The sequence below is a fragment of the Alloalcanivorax dieselolei B5 genome (assembly GCF_000300005.1).
Taxonomy (GTDB): Bacteria; Pseudomonadota; Gammaproteobacteria; order Pseudomonadales; family Alcanivoracaceae; genus Alloalcanivorax; species Alloalcanivorax dieselolei.
In genome coordinates, this window is sequence record NC_018691.1 from 4,658,756 (window position 1) to 4,678,218 (window position 19,463).

Sequence of the window (19,463 nt, forward strand, 5' to 3'; positions counted from 1 at the left end):
CAAGGGGCACCACCCGCGGGCGCGCCCCGGCTTGATCAAAGACCGTAGGTGCTGACGTCCACCTTGGAGAACGTTTCCCGCCAATACAGATCGGCCAGTGCCTCGGCGTTGTCCACGCCGTCCACCAGCTTGACCCACTTGGCCAGCAGCGGACGGAACTCATCGACCATGTCCTGGGCGTTGCCGATATTGTGGCGTTCCACGTAATTCTTGACGATGGTATCGACATCCTTGCGCACGAAGGCACGGCTGGCGGCCACCAGCGCCTCGCTCGGTTGGTGCACGGTAATACCGTTATCACTCGCATCCCGCACTTCCTGCTCCGCGCCGAGCTGGTAGTCCCAGCTGCCCTTGGCGGAAATAACCGTGGACGCCTTCAGAACCTGGGCACGCTGCTCTTCACTGAGCGATTTCCAAACCGATTTGTTGACGTTGTTCACGCCCACGGCCGCGTACATCCCGCCGGGCACACCCACGGTGACATCTTTCACCACCTCGCGCAGGTTGAAGATATCCAGTTCCACGGTGGAACTCATGGTGCAATCGATTACCCCTTGACTGAGCCCTTCGTAAGCGTCGCTGATGGACAGCGTCACGGGAGTGGCGTTCATGGTCTCCGCCCAACGAGCCCACAAGGCACCGGCACTGCGCAGGCGTGCTCCCTTCAGCTGTTCCTCGGTGGCGATCGGCTTGGTGCACAGCAAGGCATAAGGCGGTGTCGACATGCTGCCGTTGAAAACCTGATTCTGGTCCGCCATTTCCTTCTGACAGCCGTCACAATGATGGAACACATACTCGGACATAGCCCCCACGTAAGCAGGCCCCACGTGGCTGTCGGGAACGCCCTGCAGCTCATCCACCATGGTCAGTTCGGTAATCAGATTGGTATAGGGAAATTCGGAGGGGAAATAGGAAATCAGCAGGAACCCCGAATCCGCCATGCCATCGCGCACCCCCGCGGACGTTTCCTTGAAACTGAGCAGGGACATGGGAAACACACGCGCCTTGAGATCACCGCCGGACAGTTCCTCGAGCCGCTTGGCGTAGGCTTCACCGGCGTTGGCGCCAATCGATTTGGGGGGATACCCCATGGCATAGGTCAGGGTTCGAGCTTCGGCGACGCCGAAGGTGATGGCTCCCGCGCACAGGGTCAGCGCGGCGATGACCGCGCGTCGTGGCTGTATCGTCATTATTATTCTCCTAGCATTTTCAAATCCGAAGCAGGCCAGCTCCGGTCATGGCGGCCCGGCCAACAGACCAGGCCGATGCGGCTTGGAGCCTGTTTAAACAGGCTCTCACAAGCCGTATTCGCTCACGTTCACTTTGGAATAGGTCTCCCGCCAGTAGATCTCCGCCAGTTCCTCCGGGCTGCTGACGTCTTTTACCAGCTTGACCCATTTCGACAGGATCGGCTGGAACGCCTTGATGCTCTGTTCGGCGTTATCTACTCCTGAACGGGACTGATAATTGCGGGCGATGGTTTTCATGTCCTCGACGATGAAGCGGTGTGATGCCTGTTGCAGATCCTCGGCCGGTTCATGCACTTTGATCTCTTGCTTCGGCGCGGCCTCGAGTTCCCGAGTGGCTCCTACCTGGTAGTCCCAGCTGATGATCGCTCCGAAAGTGGCCGAAGCGCGAAGTACCTGCTCGCGTTGCGCTTCACTCAAATCCTGCCAGACTTTCTGATTGAAGTTGTTGACGCCAGTGCCTCCAAAAACGCCACCGGGGACACCGGCGGTGACATCACTCACTACTTCGGAAAGACGAAAGATATCCAGATCCACACTGGAGCTGATGGAGCAATCCAGAACGCCCTGATTGAGCGCTTCATAAGCATCGCTGACGGAGATGGTCACCGGCGTTCCACCCACCGCTTGTGCCCAACGCGCCCATTGAGGGCCGGCACTGCGTAACCGCTTTCCTTTGATATCGGCAAGGCTGGTCACTTCCTCGTTACACAACATCATGTAGGGCGCACTGGCGGAAGCACCGGTGAACACCTGGTTTTGCGCGGCGAATTCCTCGACACATTCCGGGCAGTGGTGGAACAGATACTCGGACATGGCACCGACATAGGCCAGACCGGCATGACTCGGCGCCACGTCGTCCAACTCCAGCAACATGGTCAGTTCCGCGATCAGATTGGTGTTGGGAAACTCCGAGGGAAAATAGGAAAACAGCACGAATCCGGAATCCGCCATGCCGTCGCGGATACCAGGTGAGGCCTCACTGAAACTCAGCAAGGACATCGGAAAGACCTTGACGCTGAGATCACCGCCAGAAAGCTCTTTAAGTGCGTCGGCATAGGCCAGCGCCGAGTCGGAGCCGATGGAGTTGGGTGGATAGCCGGTGGCGTAACTGATAGTGCGGGCGAACGCCGACGTGCCAGCAAGCACACCAACCATGAAGAGCGTGGCAATAACAATACGTTGCAGTAAAGCGCATGGTGCCATGATGTAGTTCTCCGTATGGCGGCGGGCCTGAAGTCGCCCTCCCCCGGTTGTTTGTATTGCGCTGTCCATGGCGGACACCCTTGGCGTCAGCCGATACGACGCCCCTGGCCACCCCAGTGAGCCTCCTTGAGTTTGTACTTCAGGATCTTGCCGGCGCCGGACAGCGGCATCTGATCCACCAATTCGAAACTGCGAGGGCACTTATAGTTGGCGATCAGTGTCTTGCAGTGAGCCACGATATCCGCTTCGGCGACCTCCGCTCCCGCGGCCAGAACGATGACCGCGTGAACCCGCTCGCCCCACTTCTCATCCGGCACACCGATCACCGCGCATTGGGCAATGGCGGGCATGCGCAGCAGGGCGTCTTCCACCTCCACCGAATAAACGTTCTCACCGCCGGTCACCACCATGTCCTTGATTCGGTCCACCAGGAAGATGTAGCCGGCGTCATCCATGTAACCGGCGTCGCCGGTGTGCATCCACCCTTGACGCAATGCTTCCTCGGTTTGCTCCGGTTTATTCCAGTAACCCTGCATCACCATCGGGCCACGGGCGACGATCTCCCCCACCTGGCCGCGCGGCACCTCGTTATCCTCGCTGTCGACCACGCGAACCTCCGCCATATGCGCCGGCAGCCCGGCCGCCATTAGCTTATCGGCGTAGGCATCATCGCTATGGCAATAATCCGGGAGGATGCAGACCACGGGTGAAAGTTCAGTCATGCCATAGAGCTGCAGAAAGGAGGCCTCCGGCCAGGCGGTCATGGCCTTCTTCAACAAAGTACTGTCGATGGGCGACGCGCCGTACATCATGCAGCGCAAGGACGAGAGATCGAATTCCGGGAATCGCGGATGAGCAAGCACGGCGCGCATCATGGTCGGCACCAGGAAGGTTTCCACCACCCGTTCCCGTTGAATGGCACTCATGACCGCCACCTCTTCGAACCGGGGCACGATCACGTGAGTACCCAGCCGCAGTGTCAGCTGCAGAATCAGCCCCACTCCGGCCACATGAAAAAAGGGTGCCGAATGTAGACCCACCACACCGTCACCACGGCAAGCGGGCATCACCGCGCCGATGGAGCAGGTGTACAGATTGGCGTGACTGAGCATCACCCCTTTCGGTGCCCCGGTGGTGCCGCCGGTATAAAGAATGCAGGCCAATTGGTCACCGCTACGTCCGACATCGTCCACCGGATCCGCGCCGGCCATCAATTCGGCAAGATTCAACATGCCATCGGGGCAGCCCTTCTCGCCGATGTACACGACAATCTCAAGCGATTTTGACAGAGCACGCACTTCCTTGATCAATGGCACGAACTCATCATCGACGAACAGAACCCGGGTATCGCAATCATCCAGCGAATAGGCGATTTCGACAGGGCTCCAGCGAATATTGACGGTGTTGAATACTCCGCCTGCCCAAAGCACGCCGAACACGAATGTCACGTAACGGTCCGAGTTCAGGGCCAGGATGCCGGCCCGTTCCCCTTCTTCCAGACCCAGCCCTTTCAATACCGACGCCAGCGTCGCTACCTGGCGCGCCAGATCCCGGTACGTTGAACGGCGATCGGCGAAGACTAGAGCCTCCCGCTCGGGGCACTCGCGCAGAGCCTTGTGTAACGGCTGCGTCAGATACATGACATCTCCACTTCAGCTTGCGTACTGTTCACGAAGCGTGCGTTTGAGTAGTTTCCCCGCGGTGTTCTTCGGCAAAGCCTCGACAAAGTGCACCGCCTTGGGCACCTTGAACGGCGCCAGATGCTGACGCGCATGGTCAATCAGAGCGGCGGCATCAGCGGTTTTGCCTTCCTTCACCACCACCACGGCGACAATCGATTCGATCCACTTCTCGTGGGGCACACCGATCACCGCCACCTCCGCCACCGATTCGTGGCCGTACAAGGCCTCCTCGACATCGCGGCTGGCCACCAGTACGCCGCCGGTATTCACCACGTCCTTGATACGATCGACGATATACAGGTAACCCTGCTCATCCTGGTAAGCCAGATCACCGGAGTGAAACCAGCCGCCCTTGAAGGCTTCCGCGGTCTCCTCCGGCTTGTCCCAGTAGGCCACCATCAAATGGGGCGAACGATGCACGATCTCGCCTTGTTCTCCCGGCTTGCAGTCCTCCAGGGTGCCGGGCTTGACCACCCGGGTCTCCACCGAGGTCAGCGGGCGGCCGCAGGAGCTGGGCCGATCGGCGTGCTCATGGGGCAACAGCACCGTCGCCATGGGGGCGATCTCGCTTTGTCCGTAACAATTGAACAGGCGCCCCTGTGGCAACCGCTCGGCCAACTCATGGACGATCGGCTCCGGCATAATGGAGGCGCCGTAGTACAGGTTTTCCAATGTGCTCAGGTCTCGGCGGTCGAAATCCGCGTGGCGTAACAGACCAATCCACACCGTTGGCGGGGAGAAGAACGAGGTAATCTTCTGTTCTTCGATCAGCGCCAGAACCTGGTCCGCCACCGGCGCGTCGATGAGATAATTGAACGATCCGCACAACAGGCCCGGCATCAAAAACACGTGCATCTGCGCCGAGTGATACAGGGGCAATGCCGCCAGACTGCGGTCCTTTCCACTGATATCCAGATGTAACAGGCAGGATTGGTATTCCGCCATGAGAGACCGATGGGTATGCATGGCCCCCTTGGGATCGGAGGTGGTGCCGGAGGTATAAAGAATCTGCACCACATCGTCATCGCTGAGCGCTATGTCCGGCGCCTCCGCGCTGCCGTCGCCCTGGGCCAGGGCCAGAATATCCGTTTCTTCACCGGCTTCTCCACGGCGCAAGGAACCGTGCAGTTCAACGCCAAGCTCTTCGCGCACCGCCGCCACATTGGCCGCCAGGCTCTGGTCGCAAAACAGGGCACGGGCGCCGGACTGATTACAGATGTAGGTCAATTCACGCTGAACCAGCCCGTAGTTCACCGGCACATGAATCAAACCGGCCCGGGCGCAAGCCAGCCAGAGCAGGACATAGGCATCGGAGTTCTTGCCGTAGGCGGCGACACGATCCCCTCTTTGCAATCCCAACGCCAGCAAGCCATTGGCGATCCGGTTGGCGGCAAGATCCAGTTCCTGATAGGACCAGAGACGATCCTCGAATTGCAGGGCCGGCGCCGTGGGGTGGCGGCCGGCGGAACGGCGCAGGGCATCGCCAATGGTATTGCGAATGGCCACCTGAACCGAGTCGGCAAGGTCGTTTTGTTTTGTCATCGGGTTCTTCCCTGTTGTTATCCGTTTTCAATGAACAGCGGCGCGCCCATGCAGGCACGCCGCGCGCAGGCCTACCCCATCATACGAGGCAGAAACAAAATGAAGTCCGGCACGGTCATCAGGAAGATCAGTACGAACAGGTCCATGACCAGGAACCAGAAGATACCTTTGAAAATCGAGGTGGTGGAAGCCAGATTACCCACCACCCCTTTGATCACGAACACGTTCATGCCAATCGGCGGGGTGATCATGCCGATCTCCAGCAGCTTGGTAAGCACCACGCCAAACCACAGCAGGCTCAGATCGGCGGCGCCGATGATCGGCAGCACGATGGGCAAGGTCAGCAGCATGGCGCCAATCGGCTCCAGGAACATACCCAGCAGCAGATAAATCACCACGATCATTAACAGCACCATGAAGGTGCTGGCGCCGCCGCCAATAACCAGGGACGACAGATAATCACCGGCGCCGGACAACGCAAGGAAGCGCGTCAGCAGGCTGGCGCCGACGGCGATCACCATCAGGGCACCAGTAGTCAGCAGGGTTTCCAGAATCGCGTTACGGAATCGCTCCCACGTCAAAGCCTTGCGCATCAAGGCAACGATGCAAGCCAGGAACGCACCGACCGCGCCCGCTTCCGTGGGCGTGAAAATACCGCCAAACAGACCGCCGAAAATACCGACCATGATCAGAATCACCGGCCAGGTTTCCTTGAGCGCCGCGATCTTTTCCCGTCTGGAAACCTCCTCCTTGACGTCCGGGGCGAGAGACGGGTTCAGCTTCACTCTTATCATTACTACCAGGATGTAACCCACCGTGGTCAGGATGCCGGCACTGATGCCGCCCAGAAACAAGCCGGTGATCGGTACCTGGGCAATGATGCCGTACAGGATCATGATGATGGACGGCGGAATCAGCGCACCGATGGTACCGGCCACCGCCACCGTGCCGGTGGCCAGCTCCGGGTGATACTTATGGCGAATCATCTCCGGCACCGCGATGCGCCCCATGGCCGCGGAGCACGCCACGGAAGAGCCGGATACGGCGGCAAAGCCGGCGGAACCAAAGATCGATGCCACCGCCAGACCACCGGGAATCGATGCCAGCCACAGCCGCGCCGCGCGGAACAGGCCCTGGGTCAACTGAGCATGAAAGCAGATGAATCCCAGCAGCAGGAACATGGGAACGGAACTGAGCACCCAGTTGGCGGCGAATTGATAGGGAATCAGCCCCAGAGAGCCCCACGCCACGCCCCAGCCCATCAAATACCAGAGGCCACCGAAGGATACGCCGATCAGCGCCATGCCGATGGGTACCCGCAAGCCGATCAGCACCAGCAGCATTGCCAGGCCAGTCAGGCCGATTTGAACGTCCGTCATTTCACGTCCTCCTGGTCCAGGTCGGCGTGATGACTCGCGGCCAATGGCATTTCATCCGGCTGCGCGCGCCCTTCATCCAAACCGGATTTCAAGCCAAACAAATAGACAATGAATTTATAGAAAAGAACCAGGGTCATCAGACCGATGCCCACCGGCAGGACAAAATAGGTCTGCCAGACAGCGATACTGGCATCCCCTTGCACCACGGAGGCGTTAATGGCGTGTTTGGAGAGGGCTTCGCCCCAGGTGCGCACCGCCAGGAAAGAGAACACCACGCCGGAAAATGCCAACGCCCACCCTTCCAGGTGTTTCTGCACGATTTTGGGCAGCCGCTCGGTCACCACTTCCACGGTAATGTGACCGTTCTTCTGCTCGGCATAGGCCAGGGGCACGAAGGCCGCGACGATCATGTAATAGTGCGAGACAATGGTGATGGTTCCCGGTATCGGGGTACCGAAAACATAGCGACCGATCACGTCGAAGGTGACATGGAGCATCATCAACGCGATGGCGAGGCCACCGATGACGGTCATGAGATTGGTGATTTTGGATAGCCAACGACCCAATGCATACATAAATAACGCTCCTTAGCGGAAAAGCAGGTCGATTTTTACTGTTGTTGTTATCCAGGCCATATTACGACTCCCGTGCGTTACCGCGCCGTTATCAACGGACACGGCGTTATTGTTTTAAGTCTTTTTCATGACGAACCAGAGGGCTCTGAAACAGGGACCTATTTAAGTAAAGCCAATTGATTCATTGCCATTTCGGGTTTGGAGGGGATAAACGACAACGCTTCATCCATCGGCGCTTCGAGTGTAAGAGGCGGTTTGTCCGGGTATCATCGTCGGTTCCGACGAAGTCTCGCTTCCCGGAACACAGAGCCGGAGCAAGCACCAGGGAAGAGATTAAAAAGGAACCCCGCGCCCGGTCTCCTGAGAGACGCCGATGGGACGGCTGGCCTGCAATACAGACGCGGAATTCAAGGTAAATGTTAAATCAGGACCGCACCGCTTCACGCCGGGGACGATAACCGGCGAACTGCTCACGCAGTTTGGTCTTCAGCAGCTTCCCGGTGGCGGTATGCGGCAGCTCGTCCACGAACACGATGTCGTCCGGCAGCCACCACTTCACCACCCGCTCCGCCAGGTGCGCCATGATCTCGTCCTCATCGACTTGCGCGCCGGCGCGTTTCACCACCACCATCAGCGGGCGTTCCTGCCATTTTTCATGGGGAATGGCAATCACCGCGGCCTCCGCCACGCCGGGATGGGAGAAGGCGGCGTTTTCCAGATCCATGGAGGAAATCCACTCCCCCCCGGACTTGATCACGTCCTTGGCCCGGTCCACCAGTTGCAGATAGCCGTCCGGATCCATGGTGGCGATGTCGCCGGTGGGGAAGTAACCCTCGTCATCGAGCACATTGCCGCCTTCAGCCCGGAAGTAGCCGTTGGCGATCCAGGGACCACGAATATAGAGATGACCGGAATGCACGCCATCCCAGGGCTGTGGCCCCCCTTCATCGTTGACGATCTTGATGTGCACGCCCCAGATACCACGTCCCTGCTTCACCTTGAGCTCATCCAGGCCGTCGCGATCCAGGTCATCGTGTTTCGGCAGAGGCCGGTTGACCACACCCAACGGACTGGTTTCCGTCATACCCCAGCCCTGAATCACCTGAGCTCCCAGCTGAGTCTCCAGCCGTCGCACCATGGCCCGCGGCGGCGCGCTGCCACCGATACCGATGGTGTCGATACACAGTTCCTTATCCAGATCCAGTTCCGGATGGGCATCCAGGTACTGGAAGAACATCAGCCACACCGTGGGCACCGCCTGGGAAAACGTTACCCGCTCGTCACGCATCAGCGGATAGAGATGCTCACCGTCCAGATGTTCGCCGGGCAGAACCATTTTCGCGCCGACCATGGCCGCCACGTAGGGCATGCCCCAGGCATTGGCATGGAACATCGGTACCACCAGTAATAAGGTGGAACGGACACTGACATTGAACGCGTCCGGCGCCATCGCCATCAGCGAGTGCAATACGGTGGAACGATGGGAGTACAACACCCCTTTCGGGTTGCCGGTGGTACCGGAGGTGTAGCACAGACTGGACGCGGTGCGCTCGTCGAATTCCGGCCAGGCGAATTCAGCGCTGGCGCCTTCCACCAGGTCTTCGTAACAAAGCAGACCGGGAATATCGGCCTGGGGCATGTGGGCGCGATCGGTCAGCGCCACGAAATGCTCGATACTTTTCAGTTTCGGTACCAGCTTCTCCACCAGCGGCGCGAAGCTGATATCAAAAAACAGCACCTTGTCCTCAGCGTGATTGAGAATGTATTCCACTTGTTCCGGGAACAAACGGGGATTCACCGTATGCAGTACCGCACCGGATCCGGAAACCCCGAAATAAAGCTCCATGTGACGCCAGGTGTTCCATGCCAGAGTGCCAACCCGATCACCGAATTCGACGCCCAGCTCGTTCAGGACGTTAGCGACCTGCTTGGCACGATGGGCGATCCGCCGGTAATTGGTACGATGAATAGGCCCTTCAATGCTGCGCGAGACAATTTCCTGTTCAGGGTGGAAAGTGGCCGCGTGCTCAATGAGCGAAGAGATCAACAGCGGCTTGTCTTGCATCAGACCCTGCATGGATACCTCCTTTTGTTCTTCGTTATGCCGTTCGTTCACCGAACGGACCCCGCAAGCCGATATCCACGACCCGCGAGGTGATCAGGACGCCCGGGATCAGAGGCGTTCGACAATGGTCACGTTGGCCAGACCGCCGCCTTCGCACATGGTCTGCAGACCATAGCGTTTGTCGCGCTTTTTCAGAGCGTGCAACAGCGTGGTCATCAGCTTGGTGCCGGAGCCGCCCAGCGGGTGCCCCAGGGAAATAGCACCGCCGTTCACGTTCAGGCGCTCGGCGTCGGCGCCCAGTGTTTTCAGCCAGGCCAGCGGTACCGGAGCAAAAGCTTCGTTGACTTCGAAAAGATCGATGTCATCAATGCTCATGCCCGCTTTTTTCAGTGCCCGCTCGGTGGCCGGAATCGGCGCCTCCAGCATGATCACCGGATCGTGACCGATCACGGTCAAATGATGAATACGAGCCATCGGCTCCAGCCCCAGGGCCTTCAGACCACGTTCGTTGACCACCATGACGCCGGACGCGCCGTCACAGATCTGGCTGGCGGTGGCGGCGGAGATACGGCCCCCTTCCTTCAGCAATTTGACGCTCTGAATGCCCTCCAGAGTGGCGTCGAAACGAATGCCTTCATCCACATCGTGGGTTTCACCGTCACCAGCGCCATCGACACCGCGAACCGGCAGCGGCACGATTTCGTCCTTGAAGTCACCCGCTTCGGTAGCGCGCCTGGCGCGTTCATGACTGAGCAGGGCAAAGCGATCCAGCTCGTCCTTGGTCAGGTCGTATTTCTCCGCCATCATCTCAGCGCCCATGAACTGGCTGAAATCCGGTATATCCGGGTAGCGTTCCTTCATCGCCGGGCTGAAGTAGTGCCCCAATCCCTGCTGACGCGCCAGAGAGGACGGCGACCCCATGGGTACCCGGCTCATGGATTCCACGCCGGCGGCGATAACGATGTCCTGGGTGCCGGACATCACCGCCTGGGCGGCGAAATGCAACGCCTGCTGGGAAGACCCGCACTGGCGGTCCACCGAGGTGGCCGGCACCGATTCCGGCAGGCGCGAGGCCAGTACCGCGTTGCGGGCCACGTTATTGGACTGTTCACCGGCCTGGCCGACGCAGCCCATGATCACATCCTCGATCAAAGCCGGGTCCGCATCGGCGCGATCCAGCAGGGCATTGAGTACCTGGCCGGCCAGATCGGCGGGGTGCCAGCCGGAGAGACGGCCGCCACGGCGGCCACCCGCGGTGCGGGCCGCGGCAACGATATAGGCTTCACTCATGTTTCGATCCTTCCTGCGGCGTGCCGCCCGACACGGACGGCACCGATTGATTGAATTCTCAAAGCGTGACAGGGCGGGAGCACCGTCCGAAGCGACGATTTTCCCGCCATTGCCGGATCACCGCGGCGCCATGCGGATGGCGCCGTCCAGGCGCACGCTTTCGCCGTTGAAGTAGCCATTGACGATCATGGTTTCCGCCAGTTGGGCGAATTCATCCGGACTGCCCAGCCGCTTCGGGAACGGCACCGAGGCCGACAGGGACTGTTTCACGTTTTCCGGCAAACGGGCCAGCAGCGGGGTTTCGAAGATACCCGGCATGATGGTGTTGACACGGATGCCCTCGCTCATCAGGTCACGGGCCATGGGCAGCGTCATGCCCACCAGGGCGGCCTTCGAGGCGGAGTAGGCGGTCTGCCCGATCTGGCCATCCTGAGCGGCCACCGAGGCGGTGTTGATCATCACCCCACGCTCGCCGTGCTCCAGCGGATCCAGGGACAGCATGCCCTTGGCCGCCTTGGCGGAGCAGCGGAAGGAGCCAACCAGGTTGATCTGCACAATGCGATTGAACTGATCGATCGGATAATGATTGGTGGTGCCGTCCTTTTTGTCCCGGCCAGCGGTCTTGGCGGAGCCTCCGATGCCGGCACAGTTCACCAGGATGCGCTCCTGGCCGATGGCGGCACGGGCCTTTTCGAAGCCTTGATCCACGGAGGCATCATCGGTGACGTCCACTTTGCAGAACACGCCACCCAGCTCGGCCGCCAGGGCTTCACCCTGCTCTTCATTGACGTCGAACAGCGCCACTCGCACCCCGTGGGCGGCCAGCCGCCGGGCGGTGGCCGCTCCCAGGCCGGAAGCCCCACCGGTAATCACTGCGCTCACGGAAGAATCCAGTTTCATAGGAAATCCTTCAATTAACTCATAAAGGGATGACAGCGGCGCTGGGGCGGCTCCGAGAACACTGCATCGCAATGAGCACTGAAATTCCAGGAAGTATCCAGGTTCTGACGGTGTACGTTCGTTCTCTTTTAATGCCACGGTGAGACCGCGCCGCTGCCTGCCTGCTTAGGCTCTAAAAAGGCTAGGAGAGTGCGCGGATACTGGATATCGTCTAAATGGACGAAACAGTGCAAGCCCTTTGATATTTATGGAATAAACAGAAACAAGGCCCTGGATTTCTCGTCTGATCCCTGGCGAAAACTGCCGGTTCCGTTGGCAAAACCTCGCCACCTCCCTACAAGTCACCGCACCGGCTTGAACATAAGCCCCCACGGCTGTAGTTTTCAGGATACCGTTTGGTAGGTTCGGGAATTGGCGCCTGCATTTTGCCCTGGCGTAAGGCCATAACAACAAGAACCGATGGTTGCATCGGCTCGGTTCACCCCTGAGGTAGGCTTCCATGAAGACGTCGAGCTATCTGCTTTCCACGAGGACGCTGCTCAACAGCAAGCTGAGCCCGCCCACGTCGCATTCTTCACAGGTTACCCGCACCCGCATCCGTGACTCCGCGGTGGGGGCCAGCGCCGCCAAGCTGGTGTTGTTCCAGGCGCCGGCGGGCTTCGGTAAATCCACCCTGATGGCGCAATGCCTGGAACGCTTTGAATCCGAGGGCGTGGCCACCGCCTGGTTGACCCTGGACGACGCCGACAACGACATCCAACGCTTCCTCTCCTGCGTCGAGGCGGCCATCTCCTCGATGATGGAACTGCCCCAGGAACCGGAACGCGGCCTGCATTCCAGCAAGTCGCCCGGCGACACCGCGCTGGAACTGGTCACCAGCCTGGCCGCCGAACACGCCGCCTTTGCCCTGTTCCTGGATGATTTCGAACGCATCCACGAACCCACCGTGCTGGGACTGGTGCGTGAAATCATCGATCACCTGCCGCACAACTGCCGTCTGGTGATCGGCTCGCGCAGCGTGCCGGAGCTGGGCCTGGGGCGGCTGCGGGCGCGTGGGAGGCTACTGGAAATCGACTCCGAACTGATGCGTTTCTCCAAGGAGGAAACCCATCAGTTTCTCAATGGCTGCCGCCAGCTGTCGCTGTCGCTGGACGATCTCGGCCATATCCACGACAAAACCGAAGGCTGGGTGGCGGCGCTCTGGCTCGCTTCCCTGGCATTGGAGCACCACCCGGCGCCGGCGGAGTTCATTGCCAGCTTCTCCGGCGAAAATCGCGCGGTGGCCCATTATCTGGCCGAGGATGTGCTCTCCCAGCAACCGCCGCGGGTGAGGAATTTCCTGCTGCGCACCAGCATCCTGCGCTACATGAGCGTGCCGCTGTGCAATGCCCTGTTGCCGGACACCGACAGCGAATCGCTGATCAACCTGCTCAACGAGGCCAATATTTTCCTGGTGCCGATCGAAGGGCAGGAGCGGCTGTACCGCTACCACAGCCTGTTCGCCGATTTCCTGCGCGCCCAGTTGGAGCAGCACCTGCCCCAGGAAGTCCCCTATCTGCACCGCGCCGCCTCGCACTGGTTCGAGGATCAGCACCGCCCGGTACCGGCCATCGATCATGCCCTGGAGGGCAAGGATTACCGCCGCGCTCTGGAGTTACTGTCGGTGCACGGTGAGGAGCTGCTGGCCCAGGGGCGCATGCGTCTGTTGGCGCGCTGGTTCGAGACCATCCCGGCGGAGCGTCTGGAAGACTATCCTCTGCTACAGGCGATTCATGTCTGGGCGCTGTGTTTCACCGCCAGCCCGCGCAAGGCCATGGATCTGCTGCAGCGCACCGGCCTGGAAAACTCCCGCGATCCGCAAATCCGTCCCCATGTGCTGGCGCTGCGTCCTTCGATCCTGGCGATCATGGACGACTTCGAGGAAGCCTACCGGATCGGCCGCGAAGCCCTGAAGCAACTGCCCAACGGCGACCCCTTCGCCGACACCGCGCTGGTCAATACCGTGGCCAATGCCTATTCGGTGATGGGCGAGTACCAGGAAGCCCGGCAGCTGCTGGACGGCGCCCGCGATGTCCAGGGGGTCTACGAAAGCGCCTTCAACGCCATGTATTCCGAGTCGGTGGAAGGCATCATCGACTTGCAGGAAGGCCGCCAGCGCCAGGCCGCCGCCCGCTTCCGTCTCGCGGTGGGTATGACCCGGGCGCGCGGCGCCTTTTCCTTCAGCGGCACCACCGGTAATGCCTGGGCCGGCGTACTGCATGCCAGTGCCGTCTACGAGTCCAATGACCTGCCGCAAGCGGCGCGGCTGCTCAATGTCTATGTACCGCTGGTGCGCGACATCGGCCTGCCGGATCACATGATCCTTGGCGATGTCATGCTCTCCCGCATCGCCTTCCACGAGGGCGATCTGGATAAGGCGTTCCAGATTCTGGCCTCCCTGGAACTGACCGGACACCGGCGCCAACAGCCCCGGGTGGTTGCCACGGCGCGCCTGGAGCGGGCTCACCTGATGCTGCTGCAGGGTGACGAAGAGGCCTCCCTGGCCGAGCTGGACCGGGCCGATGATCCGCAAGTATGGGACCGGGTGAAGAAACTGCGGCTGCTGGCCAACGACCTGGAAACCGCGCAAATCGGCCGGTTACGCTGGGAGAGTCTGGTCGGCGACGCCGGCCGGGCGGTGGAGAAGCTGCGCGAAGCGATCGCGGAAGCGGTGGACGATTCCCGCTACCGCCGCGCCTGCAAGCTGCGTCTGTTCCTGGCGGTGGCGCTGCAGCGCAAGGGGCAGTTGCGCGGCGCCCTGGAAGAAATGGAGAAAGTGCTCAAGGAAGCCTGCCGCGAAGGTTACTTCCGCCTGATCCTGGATGAAGGCCCGCGAGTGGGCGCGCTGGTGGTGCATCTGCAATCCGATACCCTTGAGCGGAAACAGGATCGCCGTGAGCCGCTGTTCGCCGAATACCTGCAACAGTTGCTGCAAGGGTTCGGCCCCACTGTGTTCAATGCTTATCCACCGGTGGAAGACGCCCAGGCGCTGCTCTTGCCCGAACCGCTGACGCGCAAGGAAATCCGCGTGCTCAAGCTGCTCGCGGAAGGGCACTCCAACAGCGCCATGGCGGAAAAGCTGTTTGTCTCCGACAGCACCATCCGTACCCATTTACGCAACATCAACGCCAAGCTCAACGCCAGCAACCGCACCGAAGCGGTGGCCATTGCCCGCAAGGCCGGAGTGGTTTAGAACCACCAAACGCCGGCTAGCGCAGGATCAGGAAAGCGCGGAAATCATTCACGTTGGTATGGGTGGGGCCAGTAACCACCAGGCCGTCCAGCGCCTGGAAGAACCCGTAGGCATCGTGGTCGGCCAGCGCCTGCCGGCCATCCACCTGACGCGCCCGGGCCTCGGCCATCAGACCCGGGTGGTAGACCGCGCCGGCGTTATCCTCGGTACCGTCGATGCCATCGGTGTCACAGGCCAGGGCATGAATACCCGGCACATCGTCAAGACTCAACGCCGCCCCGAGCAGAAACTCCGCATTGCGGCCGCCTCGCCCCTTGCCGGTCACGGTCACCGTGGTTTCGCCGCCCGATAACAGCACCAGAGGCAATCGCAAACCGCCAAAACCACCGCCACGCCGGGCCTGATGGGCCAACTCCGCGTGCAAGGCACCAAGGTCCCGGGCCTCGCCTTCGAGACGGTCGGACAACACCGCCGCCACCACTCCCTGCTCCCGCGCCCGTCGGGCAGCGGCACGCAGGCTCAGCGCCGGCGTGGCGATGCAGTTGAGACGGGTGGACTGAAAACAGGGCGCGCCGGGTTTCGGGGTTTCCGACGCCGGGTCCTTCAGATGACGGCGCACCGCCTCCGGCACATCGATACCGTAGCGTTCCAGCACCGCCAGCGCCTGATCCGACGTGGAAGCGTCCGGCACCGTGGGGCCGGACGCGATGACGCTGGGGTCATCGCCGGGCACATCGGAAATCACCAGCGTGTGGGATTCGGCGGGCGCCAGCGCCTCGGCCAGGCGCCCGCCCTTGATCGCCGACAGGTGCTTGCGCACCGTATTGATCTCATCGATGGCGGCGCCGCAGCGTAACAGCTCACCGGTGAGCGCCTGTTTGCAGGCCAGGGACAGGCCTTCAGCGGGCAGACTCAGTAGTGACGAGCCACCGCCGGAGATCAGGCACAGCACCCGGTCTGCGGGCCCCGCCGCCCGGGCCAGTTCCAGAATACGCCGGGCGGCCCGTTCTCCGGCCTCGTCCGGTACCGGATGCGCGGCTTCCACCACTTCGATATGGCGGGTGGGCAGACCATGACCGTAACGGGTCACCACCAGGCCGGACAGCGGGCCGGACCAATGCGCTTCCACCGCCCGCGCCATGGCCGCCGCCGCTTTACCGGCACCGAGCACCAGCAACGGACCGCCGTCGTCTTCCGGCAACCAGGGCGGAACACAGTGTTCCGGTTGCGCGGCAAGGACCGCCGCGTCGAACAATTCACGCAGAAGGCGCTGGGGCGCCTCCGGATCCTGCACTAGGTCCACCCGTATCACCTCACGGGACAATTCACGGGACAATCACGAAAGAACGCTCAATGCTCCGGATCACGGAACACCGGCGCGCGCTTCTCCATTCTGGCATAAACCGCTTCGACCTGGTTGGGCTGGCCGATGATCGCATCCTGTTCCACTGATTCCGCCAGCAGCACCCGGGCCGCCTGCTCCCGCGGCATGGCGGATTGATTGAGCAGGCGCTTCATGGCGCGCACCGCATGGGGGTTGCGACCGGCGATGTCCCGGGCCATGGCCAGGGCTTCCTCGCGGGGAGATTCACATACCCGCGTCACCAGTCCCAGGTCCGCCGCCTCTTCACCATCGAAAATACGGCCGGAATAGCACAGCTCGCGCACCCGATCCGGCCGTACCAGCTCACTGATCAACACCATGCCGGCCATATCCGGCACCAGCCCCCACTGAATCTCCATCACCGACCAGCGGGAATCGGCACGGGCCAGACGCAGGTCCGCGCCCAGGGCGACTTGCAGGCCACCGCCAAAGGCGACACCGTGGACCGCGGCAATCACCGGAACCGGCACATCGCGCCAGACCATGGCGGCGTACTGGGCCTGATTGCTGTCGCCGTGGGTGCGTTCGGCCAGGGTCTTACGGCCGCCGACACCAGCGCCGCTGCCTTGCGCCATGCGCGAGAAATTTTCCATGTCCAGCCCGGCGCAAAAGCTCTTGCCCTCACCGCTGAGCACCACGGCGCGCAGCCCCTGCCAAGCGGAAAGCCGCTCCGCCATCCCGGCCAGAGCGGCAAACAGCTCGCTGCTCAGCGCATTGTGCTTGTCCGGCCGGTTGAGGCGAACCTCCACCACCCCGGGCGTCTCGGTTTCGATCACACGGATCACGTCACTCATGGTCTCTCCTCGGAGCTAGGACCGCTGCTGCTTGTCCTTTTCGTTCTGGCGGGTAATGGCGTCCCGGGCCTGTTGCCATTCGTCATCGCCCCAGGCCGCGAGTTCGGCAAAGTTACCACCGTCCGCCTGATAACGCCCGCCGTCGATGGCGATGGTCTGGCCGTTCACATACTCGGAACCCGGCGCCAGCAGATAGGCCGCCAGGTTGGCCAACTCCGGCATCTTGCCCGGACGTCCCATGGGACACCCCCGCACCTGCATGCCGCCGAGCGGCCCCAACCGCTTACTCATGCCCTCGGTGGGGAACAGGCCCGGCGCGATGGCGTTGAAGCGCAACCCCCGGTTACCCCATTCCACCGCCAGCGACTGAGTCATGGCGTGAAGGCCGGCCTTGGACATGGCGGAAGGCACCACGAACGGGGAACCATTCCATACCCAGGTGGTAAGGATGGACACTACCGACGCACTGACGCCTTCCGCCAGCCAGCGCTTGCCACAGGCCTGGGTGACCAGGAAGCTGCCACGAAACACAATGCTGGAAATGGCATCGAAGCCGCGGCTGGACAGGTCCTCGGTGCGGCTGATGAAGTTGCCGGCGGCATTGTTGAGCAATCCGGTCAGGGCGCCACCGTCCTTCCAGATGGTATCGACCATCGCCTCGATGGCGTCGGCGTCACGAATATCACAGGTAACCGGCACCACGGTGCCGCCATGGGCGTCCATCAAGGCTTTCGCGGTCTCTTCCAGGACCGCGCCACGGCGGCCGCAGATATAGACGCGGGCACCGAGGATCAGCAAGGCCTCGGCCATTTCCCGGCCCAGGCCGGTACCCCCGCCGGTCACCAGAATGCGGTGGTCCTTGAGCAGATCGGGGCGAAACATCAAATCACTGGCTTGCACGGTTATTTCCTCCGGATCAGGAACTCACTCATCGCTGTCAAAGAATGCCGCTTTCCCGCAGGCCGGCCTGACGGGTCTCGTCGATGCCCCAGTCCGACAACACTGCTTCACTGTCCTGCCCACGGGCGGAAGGGGCCCGTGGCGCCGGTGGCGGAGTACGGCTGAAACGCGGCGCCGGCGCCGGCTGTACCACGCCGTCCACGGTGATAAAGGTGTGGCGGGCGCGGTTGTGCGGATGTTGCGGCGCTTCTTCCCAGTCCAGCACCGGCGCGAAACAGGCATCGCTGCCTTCCAACCTTTCGCACCAGTAATCCCGGGGCTGGCTGGCGAACAGCCGGGTCAGTTTGGTTTTCAGAGACGGCCATCGCTGGCGATCGTTTTGCGCTTCGAATTCCGGATCGTCGATTTCCGCGCGCTTCAACAACTCGGCATAGAACTGCGGCTCGATGGCGCCCACCGCCACGAACTTACCGTCGGCGCACTGATAGGTGTCGTAGTAAGGCGCGGCGCCATCCAGCAGGTTGGCGCTGCGTTCGTTACGCCAGGCGCCGGCGGCTTTCATGCCGTACATCATCGCCGAGAGCAGCGCGGCGCCATCGGTCATGGCGGCATCCACCACCTGCCCCTGACCGGAAGCGCGGGATTCGTAGACGGCGGCGAGGATACCGAAGGCGAGCATCATGGCACCGCCACCAAAATCACCGACATAGTTGAGCGGCGGCGGCGGGCCGTCAGCACGACCGATGCCATGCAGCGCACCGGTCAGTGCGATGTAATTCAGGTCGTGGCCGGCGGCGCTGGAGAGCGGACCGAACTGGCCCCACCCGGTCATGCGGCCGAATACCAGGGAAGGCCGCCGGCGCAGGCAGACTTCCGGCCCCAGCCCCATTTTTTCCATCACGCCGGGGCGGAACCCCTCGATCAGCACGTCGGCCTGTTCCACCAGGTCCAGTACCAGATCGGCGGCACCGGGCTTCTTCAGATCCAGCGCCAGGGAGCGCCGCCCCCGGGCCAGCACATCAAACCGGGCGGACCCGGGCTCGCCGCGGCCGGGGCGGTCGATACGGATCACCTCCGCCCCCATGTCCGCGAACATCATCGAGCAAAACGGGCCCGGCCCGATGCCCACCATCTCGATGATCTTCAAACCTTTCAGGGGTCCCGACATGCTGTCCTCCTCACCAACCGCCATCATCAAAGGACATTCATGGTGCGGCCGGTTGAACAGGCGCGCATCGTCGAAAAGGACGACTGATTGGCACGCCGG

General features: G+C 61.6%; 14 protein-coding genes. 1 reads left to right on the plus strand and 13 read right to left on the minus strand.

Features of this window, described 5'->3' with window-relative positions:
* Nucleotides 1–35: 35 nt before the first annotated feature.
* From B5T_RS20880 to B5T_RS20920, 9 genes are all read right to left on the minus strand, one after another.
* Nucleotides 36–1,190: a C4-dicarboxylate TRAP transporter substrate-binding protein gene (locus tag B5T_RS20880; protein ID WP_014996514.1), complete on the minus strand. Its 1,155-nt coding sequence runs from the start codon at nucleotides 1,188–1,190 to the stop codon at nucleotides 36–38.
* Nucleotides 1,191–1,295: 105 nt separating this feature from the next.
* The gene (locus B5T_RS20885) at nucleotides 1,296–2,453 is read right to left on the minus strand and encodes a C4-dicarboxylate TRAP transporter substrate-binding protein (protein WP_014996515.1); all 1,158 of its coding nucleotides are present in this window, start codon (nucleotides 2,451–2,453) and stop codon (nucleotides 1,296–1,298) included.
* A gap of 86 nt (nucleotides 2,454–2,539) precedes the next feature.
* The gene (locus tag B5T_RS20890) at nucleotides 2,540–4,093 is read right to left on the minus strand and encodes a long-chain-fatty-acid--CoA ligase (RefSeq protein ID WP_014996516.1); all 1,554 of its coding nucleotides are present in this window, start codon (nucleotides 4,091–4,093) and stop codon (nucleotides 2,540–2,542) included.
* A 12-nt stretch (nucleotides 4,094–4,105) separates the two neighbouring features.
* The gene (locus B5T_RS20895; RefSeq protein WP_014996517.1) at nucleotides 4,106–5,677 is read right to left on the minus strand and encodes a fatty acyl-CoA synthetase; all 1,572 of its coding nucleotides are present in this window, start codon (nucleotides 5,675–5,677) and stop codon (nucleotides 4,106–4,108) included.
* Nucleotides 5,678–5,748: 71 nt separating this feature from the next.
* Entirely contained in the window at nucleotides 5,749–7,056 is a 1,308-nt protein-coding gene (locus tag B5T_RS20900; RefSeq protein WP_014996518.1) for a TRAP transporter large permease, read from the minus strand.
* Nucleotides 7,053–7,631: a TRAP transporter small permease gene (locus B5T_RS20905; RefSeq protein WP_014996519.1), complete on the minus strand. Its 579-nt coding sequence runs from the start codon at nucleotides 7,629–7,631 to the stop codon at nucleotides 7,053–7,055. The genes B5T_RS20900 and B5T_RS20905 overlap by 4 nt, the downstream gene beginning before the upstream one ends.
* A gap of 424 nt (nucleotides 7,632–8,055) precedes the next feature.
* Nucleotides 8,056–9,708: a long-chain-fatty-acid--CoA ligase gene (locus B5T_RS20910; protein ID WP_014996520.1), complete on the minus strand. Its 1,653-nt coding sequence runs from the start codon at nucleotides 9,706–9,708 to the stop codon at nucleotides 8,056–8,058.
* Between the two features lie 96 nt (nucleotides 9,709–9,804).
* Nucleotides 9,805–10,986: an acetyl-CoA C-acetyltransferase gene (locus B5T_RS20915; RefSeq protein ID WP_014996521.1), complete on the minus strand. Its 1,182-nt coding sequence runs from the start codon at nucleotides 10,984–10,986 to the stop codon at nucleotides 9,805–9,807.
* A gap of 117 nt (nucleotides 10,987–11,103) precedes the next feature.
* Nucleotides 11,104–11,886, minus strand: coding sequence for an SDR family NAD(P)-dependent oxidoreductase (locus B5T_RS20920; protein WP_014996522.1), 783 nt, complete (start codon nucleotides 11,884–11,886; stop codon nucleotides 11,104–11,106).
* A 499-nt stretch (nucleotides 11,887–12,385) separates the two neighbouring features.
* Between B5T_RS20920 and B5T_RS20925 the strand changes: the two genes are divergently transcribed.
* Entirely contained in the window at nucleotides 12,386–15,118 is a 2,733-nt protein-coding gene (locus tag B5T_RS20925) for a LuxR C-terminal-related transcriptional regulator (RefSeq protein ID WP_014996523.1), read from the plus strand.
* A 16-nt stretch (nucleotides 15,119–15,134) separates the two neighbouring features.
* Here B5T_RS20925 and B5T_RS20930 read toward each other — a convergent pair whose 3' ends face one another.
* From B5T_RS20930 to B5T_RS20945, 4 genes are read right to left on the minus strand one after another with little or no spacing between them, the layout of a single operon-like run.
* Nucleotides 15,135–16,421 (minus strand): glycerate kinase type-2 family protein, encoded by a 1,287-nt coding sequence (locus tag B5T_RS20930; protein ID WP_229682907.1) that lies wholly within the window; start codon nucleotides 16,419–16,421, stop codon nucleotides 15,135–15,137.
* Between the two features lie 47 nt (nucleotides 16,422–16,468).
* Nucleotides 16,469–17,296 (minus strand): crotonase/enoyl-CoA hydratase family protein, encoded by an 828-nt coding sequence (locus B5T_RS20935; RefSeq protein WP_014996525.1) that lies wholly within the window; start codon nucleotides 17,294–17,296, stop codon nucleotides 16,469–16,471.
* A gap of 15 nt (nucleotides 17,297–17,311) precedes the next feature.
* Nucleotides 17,312–18,196, minus strand: a complete 885-nt coding sequence (locus tag B5T_RS20940) for an SDR family oxidoreductase (protein ID WP_014996526.1) — start codon at nucleotides 18,194–18,196, stop codon at nucleotides 17,312–17,314.
* 37 nt (nucleotides 18,197–18,233) lie between these two features.
* Entirely contained in the window at nucleotides 18,234–19,364 is a 1,131-nt protein-coding gene (locus tag B5T_RS20945; RefSeq protein ID WP_041717815.1) for a CaiB/BaiF CoA transferase family protein, read from the minus strand.
* Nucleotides 19,365–19,463 lie beyond the last annotated feature (99 nt).

Coding starts and splice junctions, on each gene's coding strand:
- B5T_RS20880 (WP_014996514.1), bottom strand. CDS start 1,190: ATGACGATACAGCCACGACGCGCGGTCATCGCCGCGCTGACCCTGTGC.
- B5T_RS20885 (WP_014996515.1), bottom strand. CDS start 2,453: ATGGCACCATGCGCTTTACTGCAACGTATTGTTATTGCCACGCTCTTC.
- B5T_RS20890 (WP_014996516.1), bottom strand. CDS start 4,093: ATGTATCTGACGCAGCCGTTACACAAGGCTCTGCGCGAGTGCCCCGAG.
- B5T_RS20895 (WP_014996517.1), bottom strand. CDS start 5,677: ATGACAAAACAAAACGACCTTGCCGACTCGGTTCAGGTGGCCATTCGC.
- B5T_RS20900 (WP_014996518.1), bottom strand. CDS start 7,056: ATGACGGACGTTCAAATCGGCCTGACTGGCCTGGCAATGCTGCTGGTG.
- B5T_RS20905 (WP_014996519.1), bottom strand. CDS start 7,631: ATGTATGCATTGGGTCGTTGGCTATCCAAAATCACCAATCTCATGACC.
- B5T_RS20910 (WP_014996520.1), bottom strand. CDS start 9,708: ATGCAGGGTCTGATGCAAGACAAGCCGCTGTTGATCTCTTCGCTCATT.
- B5T_RS20915 (WP_014996521.1), bottom strand. CDS start 10,986: ATGAGTGAAGCCTATATCGTTGCCGCGGCCCGCACCGCGGGTGGCCGC.
- B5T_RS20920 (WP_014996522.1), bottom strand. CDS start 11,886: ATGAAACTGGATTCTTCCGTGAGCGCAGTGATTACCGGTGGGGCTTCC.
- B5T_RS20925 (WP_014996523.1), top strand. CDS start 12,386: ATGAAGACGTCGAGCTATCTGCTTTCCACGAGGACGCTGCTCAACAGC.
- B5T_RS20935 (WP_014996525.1), bottom strand. CDS start 17,296: ATGAGTGACGTGATCCGTGTGATCGAAACCGAGACGCCCGGGGTGGTG.
- B5T_RS20945 (WP_041717815.1), bottom strand. CDS start 19,364: ATGTCGGGACCCCTGAAAGGTTTGAAGATCATCGAGATGGTGGGCATC.